Source organism: Granulicella tundricola MP5ACTX9, from assembly GCF_000178975.2.
Taxonomy (GTDB): domain Bacteria; phylum Acidobacteriota; class Terriglobia; order Terriglobales; family Acidobacteriaceae; genus Edaphobacter; species Edaphobacter tundricola.
Map to the genome: position 1 here is coordinate 282,755 of NC_015057.1, position 19,157 is coordinate 301,911.

Consider the following 19,157-nt stretch of genomic DNA (forward strand, 5'->3'; position numbering starts at 1 on the left):
ATGCCCGGACCTGGCTGGTATTTTGTGTGGTTTTTGATGTTGGGGAGTGCTGTGGCGCAGAGCACTCCTCTTGAAGGCAGGCTGCGGGAGATTGCCGCTGCGCATCATGGCAAGGTGGCAGTGTTCGCGGAGAACCTGAAGACGGGTGAGACGGTTGGCCTGGACGCGGACAAGGTGGTGCAGACGGCGTCCGTGATCAAGCTGACGATCCTGTTCGATGCGATGGAGCAGGTGCGGGCGGGTAAGGTGAAGCTGGATGATGCGATTGTGTTGAAGAAGAGCGGCCAGGTGGGCGGCAGCGGGATTCTGCAGTTGTTCGATACGCCGCTGACGTTGACGCTGCGCGATGTGTTGATGCTGATGATCACGCAGAGCGACAACACGGGAACGAACCTTGCGATCGATAAGCTGGGACTGGCGAATATCAACGGCGAGACTCGCGCATTGGGGCTCAAAAATACTTGGCTTTATAAGAAGGTGTTTACGCCTGCGACTGAGCCCATGCCCGCGGATCAGAAGATCTACGGGCTGGGTAAGACGACCGGGCGCGAGATGGCTAAGGTGCTGGAGCGGATCTACAAGTGCCAGTTCATCACTGCGCCCAAGCCTGGTGACGAGGCTTTATGTACGGAGATGCTGGGGATGCTGAACAAGCAGGGCTCTCGCGATGGTGTGCCGCGGTATCTGAACAACGACTCGGCCGTGGGGAACAAGACGGGGGCACTGGAGGCGGTGAGGGCGGATGCGGGGATCGTGAGTACGAAGGCTGGGCCGGTGGTGATGTGCCTGTTTACGTACGAGAATGCCGACCGGCGATGGACCGCGGATAATGAGGGCGAGGTCACGATTGCGAAGATGAGTAAGGCGATCGTTGAGGCGTGGTCGCCTGAGGGGATGGATGCTGCGGGGTACAAGGTGAGTGTGGGTAAGTGAGGATTTCCAATGAAGTGCGGGCTTTGAAGAGAAGGCTTACGACGGATCAAAGGGAAAGACGGATCAGAGCGGGATAGTACAAAGGCTAAGGCCGTGAGCGTTGAGAGGCTAAAAGAGGAGGCCCTGGCCGTTGGCGAGACTCCATTCTTCGTAGGATGCCAGGTCTAGTTCTGCGATGACCTCTTTTTGCAGGGCTTTGAGGAGCTCGCGGCGGCGCTGGTCTTGCGTCATGCGGGTCAAGGAGGCCGCGATCTGGGGGTCTTTTGCCAGCCGGGTGCGGAGGGTTTTGAACTGGTCCTGGAGCTCGTCCGGGGTGAAACGGGACTCGATGGCTTCAGTGGCTTGATCAAGGCACCAGGACTTGTAGCGGTCGCGCAGGTGCATCTCCGCGAGGTCCTCCGCGGCCTGAGCTTCCCGGTGCTTGACGGTGCCGTTGGTGCGGGATTTGGCTTCGCTGCGCTTGATTGCGGAGGGGAAGGTGGTAGGGATGGGCTGGCCGGATTCCAGGAAGGCGATCATGAAGCCGGCGGGGTTTTTGATGCGTCTGCTACCGTTGCGGCTTAGGTCGCGGGAGATTTCGGAGTCGAGGTACTCAAGCTGCTCCTGCACGGCGGCGAGTTCCCTGCCCTGGGCGAGGCTACGGGCCTTTTCCGGGTTGATGCCGCGGGCGATGAGGGCGGCGGAGATCTCTGACTGCTCGTTGGTGAGCTGGAGGATGGGGGCGGCGCCGTTGGCGGGGTGCGTGAGCTGGCGGCGCTGGGTGCTGGCGATCACGTCCAGAATGGCTCGGCCGGGGGTGAGGATGAGCTTGAAGCCTTTTTTGGACGACATGGGGGCTATGTCCCATTTGCGGAGGTAGCCGATGCCAACGAGGTCGTCAAGCGAGAGGCCCATGGTCTCGCGGATCTTGGAGACGTGCTGGTAGGCGCGGACGTTGAGGAGAGCGCAGAGCTCGGCGTAGTCCTTTTCCACGTCCTTGCCGTGGCTGGCGTAGAACCAGACGTAAAGATAGACGAAGATGCCCTTGGCGGTGGGGCGGACGAGCTTGCGGTACTGGGTGAAGTCCTCCGGGACGACGTAGGACTGATTGAGATTTTCAAGGAGCCAGTCTTCGAGCTCGACCGCGAACTGGACGGTCTGGTGGGAGCCGTTGAGGTCGCTTTCACCTACGCGCGTGAAGCTGCGGAAGACGTGGACCGTTTTGTTCATGAACTGGCGGCGGGAGGAGGAGTAGATGATCTGCTCCGACGTGATGGTGGTGTCCGCCATGCGCATGCCCCATTGGTTGAGGTCTTCGTAGTTGGCGCCGGAGTCTGAGAGGCCCAGGGCTTTGAGCATGGAGTAGCCGGAGAAGCGGATGGGGTTGGTGATCTCGCCTTCACGGAGCTTGCGTTCCATGGCGATCTTCATGAAGGCCATGTATTTGTCGCGGTCGGCGGTGCTGGGGAGGCCGAGGGAGGAGCGGAACTCGGCGGATGCGCGGATTTTCTTGCCGTCGCGATTGACCCACTGCTCGATGCGGCGGGAGAGGTCCGGGGCGGCAGAGCGGCGGTCATGCGCGCTGAAGAAGCCTATCTGGAGGAGATTCTTCTCGAACCGGATGAGATCAATGGCATCAGGCACGGCAATCGCGGTCTGGGTTGCGGCTTGTGAGGATGCTTTCTTGGCCAATGTCGTCCGTCCGGGTGACTGCCTGTAATTGTGCTACAAACAGCAGGACTATGAGGCAGAAGTAAGTACTTTGGATGTGGAGAAGTGGTTTGTTTGCGTCAGATACGGTGCAAATATTTCCAGCGGAGTTCGGGATGATTTCCAGCCGGGTTCGGAATGGCTTCCGGCTGGGTGCGGAGCGGGGTTCCAACGGGGTGCGGAGGGTGTGCCAACCGGGTTCGGGTTGAATTCCAGCGGGGTGCGGGGAATTTCCAGCTGGGTGCGGAGGGGTGTGGTGGGGATTTTGGGACTGGTTTTCCACTCAGGTTCGGGATTAAGGGCTTGCAGTTGCTTAACAAATGGTGCAAATGGGGCTCAGAGCCTGAGTTGGGCTGGAACTTCTTCCAGCCGGGTTCGGGGTGTCTGGTTCCGGAGAACGTTTGGTTTCCAGCCGAGTTCGGGGCTTGGCGGAGGTTCTGGTAACTAAGTGTCTTGCTTGCAATGTTTATGGAGTTTTAAATATCGCTGATTTTGCTGCTGATCACGATCTTGTTTTCCAGCTGGGTTCGGGTTGCGGGAGTTGGAAGTTGCACCATGTATGGTGCGGGTTGGAGGTCTGGTTTCCAGCCGGGTTCGGTGTTAACCGGCTGGATTCCTCTTTGAGTAGGGTTTCTGAGCGTTGGCTTTGAACTTAATTTCCAGTGGGGTTCGGGAGTTTGGGTTGGGGCGATTCCTGTGGGTTAGCGGCGGTCGAGGAGTTCGCGGATGGCTTCGCTGTAGGTGAGGTGGGCGGCGTCGGCGAAGGCGAGGAAGTCGGCGTAGAGGGAGATGGGCATACGGATGGAGAGTTGGCGGGTCTCCTCGATGGGGGCTCCGCGGGGGGTGCGGCGGCCAAGGATGGGGGCTGGGATGGGTGCGGGAGTGGGGGCTGGGGTGAGATCGCGGCTGGAGTGGTCTCGGCTGGAGAAGCCGTGCTGGGCGGCTAGTTTGTCCGAAACTTCTGGATTGAGGTGCGGGCGCGGAGTGGATTTGGGGACGCTGGCGAGGAGCTCGCGCAGGTTGGCGGAGGGCTTGATGGGTTCTTCTTCTTTGTTTTCTTCGAGATCGAGGAAGTTGCTCATTTGGCGGGCTCCTTTGCTGCTTCTGGTTGCTGGGCGATGAGGGCGACGAGTTCGGTGGCGAGCTGGTCTGCGTTTTCGTAGGCGGCGGCGAGGTTGCCGGCGCGCTTATCGCCTACGAGCTCCTGGAGGGTGAGGCGGAGGTTGAACATGGCTTTGAAGGCCTGACGCTCGGCTAATGTGGTCTGGAAGCGGGGGATGCCGGCGGCGAGGAGGTCTTGCTCGAGTTCTTTTTGGGAAGCGGAGACGGGTGCTCCGGGTGCGGGGGTGCGGGTCATGAGGATTCTAAAGAGGATAGAGCGGGTGGAATCGAAGCGACGAACGGCTTTTTCTTCATCCTGGACGATCTTGATGGCTTTGCTGGCCTGGCGGACATCGATGGCGCTTGCCTGGACGGGGACGATGACGAGGCCGGCGGCGGAGATGGCGCGGGAGACGAGGAAGCTAGCAGTCCCCTCTAAGTCTATGAAAACAAACTGGAAGTGGGGGACCTGGGCGTCCAGGACGTCGAAGAAGTTGGATTCGTTGACGTCTGCGATGACGGTGAGGGTGGAGTTGGATTTGCCCTTGATCTTCCAGTCCTGAATGGGGCGGTTGGGGTCTGCATCGATGATGCAGACGCTGGCTCCGAGGTGGGCCAGATGTGTTGCAAGGATTAGGGTTGAGGTGGATTTCCCTGACCCGCCCTTGGGGTTTGAGACTGCGATGACCATGCTGTATACCGGCTTTCTAGCGGCTAGGTAGCTGGTAGTACTGTACTGCTGCTGTCTGCTATATAGCAACTACATTGCGTTTTATGGTGGTGTTTCTGCACCACAAATCACCATGCACTCACCACAAATGACCATAACGAGATAACAGGTGAGATCGATGAGTGTTTATTGCTATGTAGTTGCTACATTTCAGCTGTATAGCTTATAGATAGCTGCTGTGTAGTTTGTAGTTCACTAATTTGGACGCCTTGAGGAGTGGTGGGTAGCTTCCATGGCTTCCAGTTCGAGGAAGAGGGCTCGGGAGTCATCGTCGGCCAGGTTGGGTGGGGTAAGGGGCTTGATTTCGAAGCGGCGGGCCATCTCGTCGCCATCTGACTCCATGGACTGGGCGAGGCTGTAGAGGTGGCGGGCAAGCTGTTCGATGGTGGTGAAGCGGATTTCGAGGCGGCCGGTGGTGAGGTTGATCTCAGGGGGGAGTTCGGCGAGGGAGATGGGGTGGCGGTCGCGCTGGATGAGGGTGCGGAGACGGCTGCGGGGGGGTGGCGGCGGGTCTTTGCGGATGTCTTCAAGCTTGGCGGAGGGGTCGTCCGAGACGCGCATCTGCTCGAGGAAGGCAGCGAGCGACTCGCGGGCGACGAGGCGGGAGCGTCCGATGAGGGTGGTGGGGAGCATTTCGAGCAGGAGTTGGGCGGCGCGGGGCTGGAGCTCGAAGAGGGTTTCAATGTCCTTGCGCTCGTAGTGGGAGCGGACGGAGGAGTCTACGGTCTTGCGGATCTGGTGGAGACGGGGGAGCCAAGAGATTGGTCGGGGCATGGTTAACCTGCTTTTTCGCGATATTTGGACTATTTTCAGTGCAAGTGAGGCGTGTGGACAGGGTACCGGATAGGTGCGTGTTCGCGCAATATCCCCTCGGGGAGGGCTGAGGTGGCGCCCGCAGGAAGACTTTTCGACTATAAGGTCCGGTGGGCGCGGGTGCAACGGGCTGACTGCGGGATTCGGACCTCCGTGGAGCTCTCCTGAGAGGTTTTCACGGTACGTTCACTGTTAGACCATCCATATTCATCCAGCGTCAATCCTTCGTCGTTTTAAGCCATGCATAATCAGGCAATTGGCCCCCGATCGGCGTGATTCAAGCAACTCCCTTCCTTAAGGAAAGGCTCGCCGCTTAGTGTCTGCGAAAGCTTACTGCAAAGGCTTCGCTGAGGACGCCCGGAGGCCGGAGAGACCAAGGAGAACGATCGCATGTCGCAGTACGAAGATGAGAAGAACGACCGCCGCAACGATGAGGCGAAAGCCACGAACGTCAACCCACGTAGACGCTTCCTGAAGAACGCGATGTTTGGTGCGGGCGGTGTGGTTGCCACGGCGTCGCTTGCCGGATGCGCGGATGGATCGCATGCCGCAACCTCCGATACGGTCACGTTCACGGTGCCGAGCCATGTGTATGGGGATGTGCCCTTCGGCGTGAGCGCTACGGCGATGTCCTCTGGACAGATCACGTATACGGTGGTCTCCGGCCCTGCGACGATTGCGGGTTCGACGGTGACGTTGACGGGCGTGGGAACGGTGGTGCTGCAAGCCTCGGCTGCTGCCGACAGTAGTTATGCCGCTGCGATGCAGCAGGCGAGCTTTACGGTGGCACCGGGTACGCCGGCGATTGCCTTTACCGTACCGAGCCTTGCGTTTGGGGATGCCCCGTTTACGGTGGCCGCGACCTCAAACTCCACGGGTGCGTTTACCTACTCCGTGGTCTCCGGCCCTGCGACGATCAATGGCGCAACGGTGACGCTGACCGGTGCCGGCACGGTGGTGCTGCAGGCCTCGCAGGCAGCGGCGACGCCCTACGCGGCCGGCACGCAGAAGGCTTCGTTCACGGTCTCCGCGGGCGCACCGGCGAACACGCAGGTTCCGTCGGCTGCGGCGTGGAAGTTTGGGATCATGGCCGATTCGCAGTGGTACCAGACGGATGATGGCTACAACCCATTTTCAGTCGCGGTGGACATTCGCAACCATGTGCTGCAGCAGATGATCAACAACAAGGTGAAGTTCGTGGCGCATGTGGGCGATCTGACGAGCAATGCGGCGAACAGCGGTCAGTCGTTGGACATCTATGGGCACGCCTTGTTCTGCCAGTCGCTGTATAACGCTGGGATCGGGTACTTTACGATGCGCGGCAACCATGAGGACAGCTCGGACTGCGCGACGGCGCTGCCGATCGCGTTTCCGCAGACGCAGACGGGTGTTCACAATAGCGCGCCGGCGGTGGTGACCGGCTACAGCAATCCCGATACGAAGACGCTGCCGACGCCCGTGAACACCGGCGCGCCGTTTACGCTGGGGACGAACCTGAGCAGCCCTGACCCATGGGGGACGGGGGATCTGAAGGGACTGAGCTACTCGTTCGACTACAACAATGCGCGGTTTGTGACGCTGGACCAGTTCACTCCGTCCGATGCCGCGACCAATAAGCAGTACAGCATCACCACCAGCGTGGCTGCCCAACAGCCCTGGATTTCTGCGCAGCTTGCTGGCCGGACGGCGGGCAGCCATGCCTTTTTGCTGACGCATAAGGGACTGAATCTGCCGTATCACACGGACGTTTTGCTGGGGAACGATCCGAGCCAGAACGCTACGGCGACGGATGCCTTTATGGCGAGCCTGTCACAGAACGGGGTTCGGTACCTGATCTGTGGACACGACCATATGCACGACCGCAGCATTGTGACGGCGAACGACGGCAAGAGCTCCCCGGTCACGCAGCTTGTGTCGTCTTCCAACAGCAACTACAACTACTTCCCGCGCAATGCGACTGTGTCTCCGGGGGACAAGCTTAACGATTCCTATACGAGCGTGCGCCGCCGCAAGATCGTCGCACAGGAGCTGAACACGTTTGGCTACTACATCGTGACCGTCGATGGTCCGAATGTGACGTTTGAGTTCTACTCGTCGCCTTCGTATGCGGCGTTCGATCTTGGCCAGCACCAGTGGGATCTGGCGAGCGTGACGACCGTTCCTGCGACTCCGCCGCTGAACTTCTCACTCCACGAGACGTTTGGTTACAGCCTGGTGGGCAAGGACTTTCAGATCCCGTTTGGAAGCGCGTTCACGGTGGTCTCCGACACGTCTCCGAACGGCACGGTGGCGAAGCTGCTGAGCGGCTCCAATGTGGTGCAGGACACCGACTACAGCGGCTACCAGTTTGTGCGGTCTGTCAGCACAGGCTGGGCGACGGGCTCCGGTGCCCAGGTGAGCGATATCTTCTACCTGTGGGGACTCCACTCCACGCTGGTGAGCTCACAGAGTGAGACGTATGCGCTGCAGATGAGCTACAACGCCGGGGTCAGCTCTGCGTTGTTGAATGCGGGCAAGGTCTACATCGGCGCGATTGGGGATGGCGGCGGCTGGGTCAACGCGGCGAGTGCGAACTTTGGCGGAACTCCGGTGTTCGTGCTGGGTGCGTGGAACTCCAGCTATCCGCTTGGGACGTACGGTGTCGATGTGGCTAATGGCGTTGCGTGGGCAGTGGTGAACTACGACGGTGTGTTTGCGGTGACGCAGACCAGCTAACCACGGAGATTGGCTTATGGGGGAGCAGCTGCCGAAGAGGCAGGCTGCTCCCCCTTTTTCGTCCGGCTGTGAGGGTTGGGCGGCTAGATGGCTGGGTCGGTTTGGGGTTCGGCTGCCGGGCTTGTGGTAAGGGCCTGGTTTCTGTCGCGGAGGTGGAGGAAGGGGACTTCGACCATGCGGTAGAGGAGGGTGGCCGCTATGAGGCAGAGGATGGCTGTGAGTGCGGCGGCGGGCCAGGTGCGGTTGTTGGTGAGCCAGGGGATGGATTGGCGGGCTACGTGGGCGACGGCTTTGTGGGTGAGGTAGAGGCTGAAGGCGAGGGTGGCGAGTTGCTCGGTGGCGGGGATGCGGAGCTTTAGGGGGCCGTTGGTGGCGAGGGCGGAGGCGACCCAGAGGGTGAAGCCGAGGGAGAGGAGCGGGAAGGCGAGGAGGACGCCGAGGGTGCGGTCGGGTGAGGGGTAGTCAAAGCCGAGGGTGGCCATGGCGGCGAGGACGAGGAGGGTGCCGGTGAGGAAGGTGGCGGTTCCGCGGGATTCGAGGCGGGACCACCATTGGGGGCGGAAGAGGCGCAGGGTGGCGAGGGCGACGCCGCTGAGGAGGCCGTCGAGGCGGGTGTAGGTGGGGTAGTAGATTCGCTTCATGAAGACGGGCCAGAGGTCGTCGTCTGAGGCGGCGCGGACGATGTGGGAGAGCTCCCACCAGCGGAGGCAGATGCCGGCGAGGAGCAGGACGGTGAAGGCGGCGAGGGTCTTGCGAAGGGATGGGCGGCGGGTGAGGGCGAGGACGGCGAGGGGGAGGATGAGGTAGAAGTGCTCCTCGATGCAGAGGGACCAGGCGTGCGAGAAGGCGAGCTCGGCGGGGTAGTGCATGAAGAGGTTGCTGGTGAAGGTGAGGAGCTTCCAGGCGGCGGGGAGATGGGGCTGCTCGCGCCAGAGGGGGACGAAGAGGTAGAGGGCGACGACGGTGAGGTAGGCGGGGAGGATGCGGAAGGCGCGGCGGCGGTAGAAGTCGAGGATGCTCGATTGACCCAGGGGCCGGCCCTGGGCGTGGGGTTTGAGGAGCTGGGTGCCGATGAGGAAGCCGCTGAGGACGAAGAAGAGATCGACGCCGATCCAGCCGAAGCGCTGAACGACGCTGAGGGATGGCGGGAGGAAGGGTGCGAGATGGAAGATGACGACGGACACGATGGCGAGGGAGCGCAAGGTGTCCAGGCCGGGGAGTCTGGATTGGGGTTTCAAGAGGGGCCTGCCGGGGGCGAGATGGTTCACCGTAGCATTGGGGGCTGTGGAGAGTTGGGTGGGGAAGCTGGAAGGTTAACGGGTGGCTGTGGGTGGCGGCTTTCCAGGGATAGGAGGGAAAGATGGATATGGATGGTTATGGTTCGGGGTGGGGTGCGGATTGACTTTCGGGGGGATTGGTAATTTACTTGGAGTTATCCCTAGTTTCATGAGTCCGTAACGCGCGCTCGCGGCCGGAACTCCCATTTGCTCGTATCTGCCGGAAGTGTGTTTCCGGATGGCCGGGTCAAACGTTTGAGCGATATGTGTGTTTTGCAAGGAGCCTGTACCGATGAAGTTCTGCCAAGGTCTGTTTCGTCCCCGTTTTGTTGCTGCTTATCTGGTTTTGCTGGCTGGGTCTTTTGTGGGTGCAGCGGCGCAGGATATTACTGGAACCATTAGTGGAACGGTGACCGATGCGAGCGGCGCGGCGATCAAGGGCGCGACGGTTACGCTGACGAATACGGATCGCGGGCAGGATGTTCGGACGCTGACGACGAATGGGGCGGGGTTCTATACGGGTACGTCGCTGCCGCTGGGCGTCTATACGGTCAAGGTGGTGGACGGCGGGTTCAAGACGGAGTCGGTGACGGGGCTGGTGCTACATGTGGATGACAGCCTGACGGTGAATCGGCAGTTGCAGGTGGGCAGCACGGATCAGAGCGTGACAGTGCAGGCGGATGCGCTGGCTGTGAATCTGGAGAACTCGGCTGTGTCCGGGTTGATCAATGGGACGCAGGTGCGGGAGTTGACGCTGAGCACAAGGAACTATGAACAGTTGCTGAGCCTTCAGCCGGGTGTGGCGTATACGGGTGCGACGGATCAGATCTACCTGGGACCGACGAATCCGCTGGGCGGCGCGAATACGGTTGCGTTCTCGGTGGGCGGGCAGAGGACGAGCGCGAACAACTGGACGATCGACGGTGCGGATAACGTGGACCGTGGATCGAACCTGACGCTGCTGGCGTTTCCGAGTGTGGACGCGATTGCTGAGTTCCAGACGCTGCGCGGGGTGTACTCGGCTCAGTATGGACGATCTGCCGCGGGGCAGGTGAACGTGGTGACACGGTCCGGGACGAACCAGTTCCATGGCAGCGCGTATGAGTTCTTCCGCAACGACGTCTTGCAGGCGAACAACTACTTCAGCAACTTGTCGGCACTGAAGCGTCCTCCGCTGCGGTACAACGATTTTGGTTACACGATCGGTGGACCGGTCTTCATTCCGAAGATCTACGACGGACATGACAAGACATTCGTGTTCTTCTCGCAGGAGTTCCGGCGGGTGATCACATACTCGCCGGTGACGATGTATCTGCCGACGGCAAACGAGCGGACGGGTCTGTTTCCGGTTGCGGTGTGCGCGAACGTGAACTCCAGCGGTTCGTGTAATAACGCGGGCACGACGCAGCTTACGACGATCTCTCCCCTGGCCCAGGCTTATTTGAAGGATATTTACTCGACGCTGCCGCTGCCGAATCCGGCTGCCGGGCAGGACATGCACCAGTTCACGTACAACGGGCGCAACGTCTATAACGACACGCAGGAGTTCTTCCGGATCGACCAGGCGTTTGGGCAGAAGTTCAATGTGTTCTATCGCTTCCTGCATGACAGCATTCCGACGCAGGAGCCTTTCGGCTATGGCTCCGGGTCGGTTGGATTTCCGGGTGTGCAGAACTCGCAGACGACGTCTCCGGCGACGCAGCACCTGGGCCATGTGACGTATGTGGCGACCCCGACACTGCTGGTGGATGGCGGGTATGCGTACTCGTTTGGCGCGATCATCAGCCGTCCGGTGGGAACGGGCACGCTGGCTGGTTCTCCGGACATCAAGGCGACGCTGCCTTACCCGGTGACGCTGGGCGTGGTGCCGAACCTGTCGTTTACCAGCCTGACGGGCATCAACGACGCGGGCAATTATAACGACTACAACCGGAACCACAATATCTTCGCGAACGTGACGAAGGTGATCGGGAACCACACGATTATTGTGGGTGGGACGTTCGATCGTTATCAGAAGACGGAGAATGCGACGGGCGGCAATAACGGCACATTCTCGTTTACGGCGACGACCGCCCAACTTCCTACCGCGACGAAGGCGCTGAACAATGCGGATCAGCTTTACTACCAGAGCTTTGCGAACTTCCTGAGCGGCACGGCTACGGGCGGGTTTACGCAGACGGCGCTGGCGCGGACGCCAAACCTTCATGCGAACACGTATGAGGGTTACGTGCAGGACAACTGGAAGGTGACACCTCGGCTGACACTGAACCTGGGCGTGAGGTATTCGTACTTTTCCCAGCCGACGGATTCGAGCGGACTGCTTTCAAACTTCCTGCCTTCGACGTATGTTGCGGCGAATGCGCCGACGATCGATTCGACCGGAAGCATCTGCACCGTGGCACCTTGCGCGAATGCGTACGGGATCAACGGTACGGTTCCCAATGCGAGCTACGATCCTCTGAATGGACTGGCGTTCGTGAACCCGGCGATCGGTCATGCTTCACCCTACGGGAACAAGGTTGGGCAGGCAGATACGAAGAACTTTGGGCCGCGTCTAGGTCTGGCTTGGGATGTGTTCGGGACGGGGAAGACGTCATTCCGCATGGGATATGGACTTGCGTACGACGCGACACTGTTTGGCGACTACGAGATCAATGCCTTCAACAATCCTCCTGCGACGGCGGTGGCGAACTACACGTTCACGTCGTTCGACAATCCTGCAGGTGCCGGTGCGACTACGGCGGCTGCCGTGACTGCGCTGCCGACGATCTATTCAGAGTCCGAGCACTACCACACGCCTTACTCGCAGCAGTACTCGCTGGATATACAGCAGCAGATGACACCGAGCCTGATGCTGGATGTGGGTTATGTGGGGAGCCACGACACGCATTTGATCGGGTATATCGATATCAACTCGTTGCCGGTAGGCGCGGCGAAGGCTGCCGGTCTGATTCCCACGGGCGGGATCATCAACTCGACGCAGACGAAGGTGCTGAACCAGATCCGTCAGTACAAGGGTTATGGCGGCATGTATGGGGACGACACGATCTTCACGTCCAACTACAACTCGCTTCAGGTTGCGGTGAAGAAGCGCTTCCGGGGCAAGAGCCAGATCAATGGGGCGTATACGTGGCAGCGTCTGCTGACGAACAGCCCGGCGGACCGGAGCGGCGCACCGCAGGATCGGTTCAACATTCGGAACGAGTATGGGCGGAGCGTCCTGGACCGGACGGACTATGCGTCGATCGACTTCATCTATGAACTGCCGTTCTATAAGGACCAAAAGGGATTGGTAGGGCGTGTGGTTGGCGGCTGGGAGGTCTCCGGGATTGTGGCGCTGGACTCTGGCCTGCCGATCACGGTGGCCGCCAGTGCGGGCAATCCGATCAACGGCGTGACGTTTACGGACGCGGGCGGGCTGGGCATCATCGGATCAAGCCCTGCGGGTTTCCGGCCGGATCAGTTGTTCGATCCGCGTAACGGGACTGGGCTGAAGACTCGGCAGAAGTGGTTCAACACGGCTGCGTTTGCGGCTCCGAGCGCAGCCCTCGGGCAGCCGGGCAATGCGCGTCGCGGAACGATCATCGGGCCGGGGTTCAACAGGGAGGATCTGGGCATCTTCCGGAACTTTCGGATCTTCCGGGAGTCGGAGTTCCAGCTACGCGGTGAAGCGTTCAACGTGCTGAATCACACGAATCTGGGCGCTCCTGCAGTTACTGCTACGACTGCTACGACGTTTGGAACGATTACGAGTGCGCGTGAGGCTCGTATTCTGCAGATTGGTGGGAAGCTGAGCTTCTAAGGGGCTTGGCTTTCAGGCTGGTCGTTTTGACCGGGCGGCGTTCGCTTTATGCGGACGCCGTCTTTGTTTTGAGTGGGGTGTTGCGTGTTGGAGTGGTGGCTTGGAAACCCATGTCTCAGAGTCGAGACATGGGGCACCCAGATTCTTGGCTAGGTGGTGGGGGTTGCGGCGGGTTTGGGGGTGGGCTTCTTCTTTTTGGGCTTGGGTTTGGTGGGAGCCGGGGGTGGCGGGGGTGGGGCAGGGGCAGGGGTGGCAAGGGCTGTGGCGAGCTGGGCGCGGAGGCTGGTGATCTGCTTGTCCTGGGCGGTGGCGTCGGTCTGGATGGAGTCGCCGAGGGTGCGGCGGGCCTGATCGAGGGCGGCGAGGGACTTCTGGAGTCCGTCTGCCTGGGGGCGTGGGGCGGTGAGCTCGGCGGCGTTGGAGACGCGGAGGAGGACGTCATAAAGGGCGTTGATGTTGCGGAAGACGGGGAGGAGGGCGGTGACGGAATTAGGGGTGGCGTCGGCTGCCTTGACGAGCGGGGGGAGTGTGGAGTCGAGGTCGCGCTGGATGGAGTCGAGGTTGGTGCCGGCTGCGTCGCGGATGGGTGCGGGGGCCTTCCACTTTTCCACGCGGACGAGGATGAGAGTGGCGCGGAGGGATTCGACGGCGGGCTGGAGGGTTGTGGAGGGGGGCGGGGCGGCTGGGAGGGCGGCCGTGGGTTGGGTTGCGTTTTGCGCCGGAGCGGATGCCGGCTGCGCCGCGGGGACCTGAGGGAGGGCCGCGAAAAGGAGTGCCAGGGGGAGGAGCGGCATGACCATTGGCTTCATGGTAACGCGATTGGCCGAAAAATGAACCTTTTACGAGTGTTTTGGGGTAGAGAAGGGGCTGTGTGGGGGGAGTGGCGGAAGGGCCTTCGTTCGCAAGGACTTAGCTGAAAATGATGAAGGCCGTGAGGGGTACGACGTTCGATTTCAGGTGCATGTCATCTTTTGCCGGGTGGTCGATTTGCATTGAGCTCTTGACATGGCGTGGAGGGAACGGCAATCTGATGACGTTACTTTTCCATTGCTAAGAACTGTCCAAAATTTTTCTGAATGAAGGCGAGTGGTTTTCGCTGTGTTCGGGTTTGTCTCGTCATCCCGCTTTCTGGTCTTGTGAAGGACACCATGGTTATCCGGTCGCTGCGCTCCCTTTTCTCCTTTGCCGCTGTTGCGGTTCTGCTTCTTTCCGGCTCCTCTGCTGTGCAGGCGCAGGCTTCAGACGCCGGTAGTTTGAGCTCGGCTGTGGCGGTGCCTTCGCGGATTACGGCGAAGGTGGATAACGCGAGCCGGGTGACGCTGGGGCATACGATGCACCCGCTGGCGAATGCTGCGAACGACCGGGGTGCGCTGGCTGACGCGACGCCGCTGAACCGGATCCATGTGGTGCTGAAGCGGAGCGACGCGCAGGAGGCGTCGCTGAAGGGGCTGATTGGGGATCTGCATAATCCGAGCTCGGCGAGCTATCACAAGTGGCTGACGCCGGATCAGTTCGGCAAGCAGTTTGGGCCTTCGGATGGGGATATCGCTGCGGTGCAGACGTGGCTGCAGAGCCAGGGATTCGCGGTGGGGACGCTGAATGCCGGGCACCAGACGCTGGAGATCTCTGGAAATGCCGGAGTTTTCAAGAAGGCATTCGGGGCGGAGATTCACAAGTACCTGGTGAATGGGCAGACGCACTTTGCGAATGCATCCGATCCGCAGATTCCGGCGGCGCTGGCTCCGGTGTTCGGTGGATTTACTTCACTGAACAACTTCCGGCTGAGGAGCTATGCGAAGGCGCTGGGCGAGGCCTCGTATGAGCCGGCGACGAAGAAGGTAACGCCGAGCTGGACGACCGGGGATAGCTCCGGGGTATCTTTCGCGCTGTCGCCCGCGGACTTTGCGGTGCAGTACGATCTGCCGGCGACTTCAACGGGGACCACCGGTGCAGGGCAGACGATCGCGATCATCAACGACTCGAATATCAATGTTTACCTGGTGAACCAGTACCGCAGCCTGTTTGGCTTGCCAGTCAATGCTCCGACGGTGATTGTGGAGGGGCAAGACCCAGGAGTAGATGGGATCAATAATCCAGCGGGGCCGAACGGGGATTCGGTAGAAGCGTACCTTGACGTGGAGCTTGCGGGTTCGGTTGCTCCGAACGCGGCGATCGATCTGGTGATTGGCGCGGATACGGAGTTGCAGACCGGGTTGTTCCTGGCGGCGGAGCGCGCGGTCTATAGCAATATTGCGCCAATCATCAGCTTGAGCTTTGGCGGATGCGAGATCAACCAGGGAACCGGGAACCAGTTCATCAACAGCCTGTGGCAGCAGGCGGCGGCGCAAGGCATCACGGTGCTGGTTTCAAGCGGCGATAACGGCTCCGCGGGTTGCGACAACGACAATACGCAAGACTATGCGGTCAGCGGACACGCCGTGAACGGGTTGGGGTCCACGCCGTACAACGTCTCCGTAGGCGGAACAGATTTTTATTACAGCACTTATGCGCAGGGAATCGGCAGCACGGTGCTGACGACGCAGCTTGGAAACTATTGGAGCCTGACCCCGAACAACAGCACGCCGACGACCACCATCAAGCAGGTTATTCCAGAGCAGCCCTGGAACGACAGCCAGTATGGATTGAATATCGAGAGTGCTTACCAGAACAGCGGAGGCCAAGATACCTCAATTGCGGGCGGAAGCGGCGGGCCAAGTACGTGCGGGATTTACTCGACAACTGGGACGACTTGCTCTCCATATCCGAAGCCGAGCTGGCAGACGGGCGCGGGCGTGCCGGCCGATGGCGCGCGCGATCTTCCAGACGTCTCTCTGTTTGCAGCGAACGGCCTCAATCTGAGCTACTACCCTATCTGCGCGTCCGATGCCGACTGCCAGCCTGTGGCCGCAGGCTCGACGGTGCAGTTCTATGGGGTGGGCGGAACCTCGGCTTCGACGCCGGCGTTTGGCGGCATCATGGCATTGGTGAATCAGCTCTATGGTCGCCAAGGGCAGGCAAACTACACACTGTATCCGCTGGCGACGCAGTTTCCGGCGGCGTTTCATGACGTAACGGTGGGGACGAACTCGGTGCCGTGTGCAATAGGATCGACGAACTGCATTGCGGTGACCAATCCGATTACGTTGGGAGGGACCCAGGAGGGTCAGATCGGCACAGGGACGACTGCACAATACAACGCGACGGCGGGCTACGACCCGGCGACGGGTCTGGGTACGATCGATACGAACGTATTATTGGCTAACTGGAACAAGGTGACGTTCGCGGCTTCGACGACGACGTTGACACCTTCCACGACCACCTTCGCGCACGGGACGGCGGTGACCATCTCCGGCGGTGTGACGGGGAAGGGAACCCCGACGGGTACAGTTGCGCTGATGACGGATAGCGGCACCTCGTCGCAGCAAGGTCTGACGGACTTTACCCTTGCCTCCGGCAACTACACTGGTAGCGTCACGACCTTGCCAGGCGGTACTTACAACATCTTTGGCGTCTATAGCGGCGATGGAACGAACGGCGCGAGCACCTCCGGGAAGACATCGGTGACGGTAACACCGGAGGCTGGTGCGCTGGCGCTGGACCTGCTTTCAGGAAGTGTGAATTCCAACGGGCAGATCGCGCCATCGGTTCTGGGCGCGAATGCGTCGATCCAGTATGGACAATACTTTTCTCTCAGTGCGATCGTTGCTCCTACATCCGCGCTGGCTGCGGACCGGAGTTGCACTTTTGCAGGGAACTTCGCTTGCAGTGCCGGGTTTACGCGTCCCACGGGGAATGTGGTCTTTTCCGACAGCGGCACGGTTGCGAATACGGCGCCGTTGAACGCGGAGGGCGTGACCTCGTATTCGTATGCGCCCACGGTGGGGAGCCACTCGATCACGGCCGCCTACTCCGGCGATCCCAGCTACAACGCAGTGACTTCGAGCCCGGCAGCGCTCACGGTGACCAAGAATACGCCGAACCTCACGTATTCCACCATCAATGTCAACAACAACGGTCAGGTTATCGGCGGCCAGCAGAGCGTCATCACACTTCTCGTGGAGAACAGCATTAGCCTGAACGGGCTGTCCGCAGCTCCGACCGGGACGGTGACCGTTACGGGCGGTCCTGCAGGAACGCCTACAAGCGTGACGCTGACGCAATCGGTCGATTACTACTATGGGGCACCGATCGGCATGGCGACGATCATCGTTCCGGCAAATGCAACCCCGGGTAATTACAAGATCAGTCTGACTTATAACGGGGACAGCAACTATGTGACCAACGGCGGAAGTGTCTCGCTGACGTTTGTTGCAGGCTCCGGGCTGACGTCTACGACGACCGGTACGCTTTCCGCACCCTCTTCGACTCCGGCTGCGCTGGAACAGGTGACGGTGACGATTGCGGGTCAGAGCGGAAAGGCCGCGCCGACAGGCACGGTTTACGCGCTGGTTTCTGACGGCAATCCGAATCAGAACCAGAACGTACTTATTCTGAACTCTGCAAAACTTCCTACAAGTACGACAAGCAACGTGACGGTGACGCTGGCTTTCAGCTCCGCCAGCCTGCTTCAAGGCACGAACACCGTTACGTTGTTCTACGCGGGCGACTCCACATACAACTCGTCTTCCGGAGTTGTCACCATTCAGAACCTGCTGTCTGACTTTACGCTGACGGCGGCCACGCCTAGTGTAAAAATTCCTGCTTCCGGGACGGTAACGGACACGTTGAATATCGCTTCAACCAACGGCTTTACGGGGTCGGTGGCGCTGAGCTGTTCTGCTACGGGCGGAGTAACGTGCACCGTGAATCCTACGGTTACGTTGACAAGCGGGCAGACGCTGCCGGTCACGGTGACGCTGAACGGTGCGGGCGTCACGACGTCTGGCAGCTACCTGGCGACCATCACCGGCGTAGATGCGACCGGCAAGTATGTTCATACTGCGGGTATCCAGGCGATTGTCGGCGCCATCAGTACGACGCCGAACTTCTCCTTGAGCCCGGCTTCCTCGTCGGTTTTGGTGGCGATCGGCGCGACCGCTACGGACGTGGTGACGGTGGCTTCACTCAATACCTTCAATAGCGCGGTTACAGTGACCTGTGCGGGTGTGGCCGGGGTAACTTGTACCGCGGCCCCGGCGACGGTTACCCCTGCGAGCGGCGGGAGCGCGACCTCCACGTTGACACTTACCGGCGTGACGGCGGGGACCTACAGCGTGGTGGTGACCGGGACGTCAGGGACGCTGGTGCATACCGCGAATGTATCCGTGACGGTGACAGGTCCGGTGGTGCCTGACTTTACGCTGACGGCTGCTTCGAGCACGGCTTCGATCACGCTGGGGACTGCGCCTACGACCACCGATGTGATTACGGTTGGGGTGGTGAATGGGTTCAACAGCGCGGTTGCACTGACCTGCGCTGCGCCGACGGGTGTGACCTGCGCTCTGAATCCCACGTCCACTACGGGGGCTGGGACTTCGACGGCTACGCTGACGGGCACGGTCGCTGGAACGTATAGCGTGGTGGTTACCGGGATCTCGGGGACGTTGAGCCATACGGCTACGATCTCTGTGACGGTGAGCGCTGCGCCGGTTCCTGGCTTCCTGCTGAGTGCGAATGCGCAGGCGCTCTCAGTGGTCGGCGGTCAGTCTGTTCAGGATGGCATCAACGTGACGGCTGTCAATGGGTTTACCGGTTCGGTGGCGTTGACGTGCAGTGCGCCTTCCGGGCTTACCTGCTCTGTGGCTCCTGCTTCCGTCACGCCTGGCACGGCGGCTAACCTGACGATCACGACGACGACCTCCGCTGCGAAGCTGGAGGGTGCGCCGAGTGGCCTGTTTGGAGTGGCCGGCGGTACAGTGCTGGCAGGGTTGGTCTGCCTGCTGATTCCGGGTAAGAAGAGGCGTTGGCCTGCGCTTCTGGCTGTCATGTTCTGCGCTGCTGCGCTGGGGATGGCGACTGGATGCGGCGGCGGTACGCCGTCTAATCCGAGCATGAACTACAACGTGAGCGTAAGCGGGACGTCGGGCTCGATCACGACAGCTACGACGGTGGTTGTGACGGTGACGACTCGGTGATCTAACCGCAAAAAGGAAGGTGC

The 19,157-nt window shown here is 60.6% G+C and carries 10 protein-coding genes; 4 read left to right on the forward strand and 6 right to left on the reverse strand.

Annotated elements, in window-relative coordinates:
- Positions 1–933: a serine hydrolase gene (locus ACIX9_RS19865; protein ID WP_013572882.1), complete on the forward strand. Its 933-nt coding sequence runs from the start codon at positions 1–3 to the stop codon at positions 931–933.
- Positions 934–1,041: 108 nt separating this feature from the next.
- On the opposite strand, the gene ACIX9_RS19870 is transcribed toward ACIX9_RS19865, so the two are convergent.
- From ACIX9_RS19870 to ACIX9_RS19885, 4 genes are all read right to left on the reverse strand, one after another.
- The gene (locus tag ACIX9_RS19870) at positions 1,042–2,604 is read right to left on the reverse strand and encodes a replication initiator protein A (protein WP_013572883.1); all 1,563 of its coding nucleotides are present in this window, start codon (positions 2,602–2,604) and stop codon (positions 1,042–1,044) included.
- 719 nt (positions 2,605–3,323) lie between these two features.
- Positions 3,324–3,704 carry a hypothetical protein gene (locus ACIX9_RS19875; RefSeq protein WP_013572884.1) on the reverse strand — a complete coding sequence of 127 codons (381 nt, stop codon included), beginning with the start codon at positions 3,702–3,704 and terminating at the stop codon, positions 3,324–3,326.
- A complete protein-coding gene (locus ACIX9_RS19880) occupies positions 3,701–4,414 on the reverse strand; it encodes a ParA family protein (RefSeq protein ID WP_013572885.1) in 714 nt (237 codons plus the stop codon). Before ACIX9_RS19880 ends, ACIX9_RS19875 begins: the two co-directional genes overlap by 4 nt.
- A 234-nt stretch (positions 4,415–4,648) precedes the next feature.
- Entirely contained in the window at positions 4,649–5,227 is a 579-nt protein-coding gene (locus ACIX9_RS19885; RefSeq protein ID WP_013572886.1) for a hypothetical protein, read from the reverse strand.
- Between the two features lie 429 nt (positions 5,228–5,656).
- Between ACIX9_RS19885 and ACIX9_RS19890 the strand changes: the two genes are divergently transcribed.
- Entirely contained in the window at positions 5,657–7,981 is a 2,325-nt protein-coding gene (locus ACIX9_RS19890; RefSeq protein WP_013572887.1) for a metallophosphoesterase family protein, read from the forward strand.
- A gap of 83 nt (positions 7,982–8,064) precedes the next feature.
- Here ACIX9_RS19890 and ACIX9_RS19895 read toward each other — a convergent pair whose 3' ends face one another.
- The gene (locus tag ACIX9_RS19895; RefSeq protein ID WP_041598000.1) at positions 8,065–9,219 is read right to left on the reverse strand and encodes an acyltransferase family protein; all 1,155 of its coding nucleotides are present in this window, start codon (positions 9,217–9,219) and stop codon (positions 8,065–8,067) included.
- 331 nt (positions 9,220–9,550) lie between these two features.
- On the opposite strand from ACIX9_RS19895, the gene ACIX9_RS19900 reads away from it, so the two are divergent.
- The gene (locus ACIX9_RS19900; RefSeq protein WP_013572889.1) at positions 9,551–13,060 is read left to right on the forward strand and encodes a TonB-dependent receptor domain-containing protein; all 3,510 of its coding nucleotides are present in this window, start codon (positions 9,551–9,553) and stop codon (positions 13,058–13,060) included.
- 149 nt (positions 13,061–13,209) lie between these two features.
- Here the strand turns inward: ACIX9_RS19900 and ACIX9_RS19905 are convergent, their stop codons facing one another.
- Positions 13,210–13,854 (reverse strand): hypothetical protein, encoded by a 645-nt coding sequence (locus ACIX9_RS19905; protein WP_157478164.1) that lies wholly within the window; start codon positions 13,852–13,854, stop codon positions 13,210–13,212.
- Positions 13,855–14,136: 282 nt separating this feature from the next.
- Here ACIX9_RS19905 and ACIX9_RS19910 point away from each other — a divergent pair, with 282 nt between their 5' ends.
- On the forward strand, positions 14,137–19,134 hold the full coding sequence (locus ACIX9_RS19910) for a protease pro-enzyme activation domain-containing protein (RefSeq protein WP_013572891.1): 4,998 nt from the start codon (positions 14,137–14,139) through the stop codon (positions 19,132–19,134).
- The last annotated feature ends 23 nt before the right edge of the window (positions 19,135–19,157 follow it).

Coding starts and splice junctions, on each gene's coding strand:
- ACIX9_RS19865 (WP_013572882.1), top strand. CDS start 1: ATGCCCGGACCTGGCTGGTATTTTGTGTGGTTTTTGATGTTGGGGAGT.
- ACIX9_RS19875 (WP_013572884.1), bottom strand. CDS start 3,704: ATGAGCAACTTCCTCGATCTCGAAGAAAACAAAGAAGAAGAACCCATC.
- ACIX9_RS19880 (WP_013572885.1), bottom strand. CDS start 4,414: ATGGTCATCGCAGTCTCAAACCCCAAGGGCGGGTCAGGGAAATCCACC.
- ACIX9_RS19885 (WP_013572886.1), bottom strand. CDS start 5,227: ATGCCCCGACCAATCTCTTGGCTCCCCCGTCTCCACCAGATCCGCAAG.
- ACIX9_RS19890 (WP_013572887.1), top strand. CDS start 5,657: ATGTCGCAGTACGAAGATGAGAAGAACGACCGCCGCAACGATGAGGCG.
- ACIX9_RS19900 (WP_013572889.1), top strand. CDS start 9,551: ATGAAGTTCTGCCAAGGTCTGTTTCGTCCCCGTTTTGTTGCTGCTTAT.
- ACIX9_RS19905 (WP_157478164.1), bottom strand. CDS start 13,854: ATGCCGCTCCTCCCCCTGGCACTCCTTTTCGCGGCCCTCCCTCAGGTC.
- ACIX9_RS19910 (WP_013572891.1), top strand. CDS start 14,137: ATGAAGGCGAGTGGTTTTCGCTGTGTTCGGGTTTGTCTCGTCATCCCG.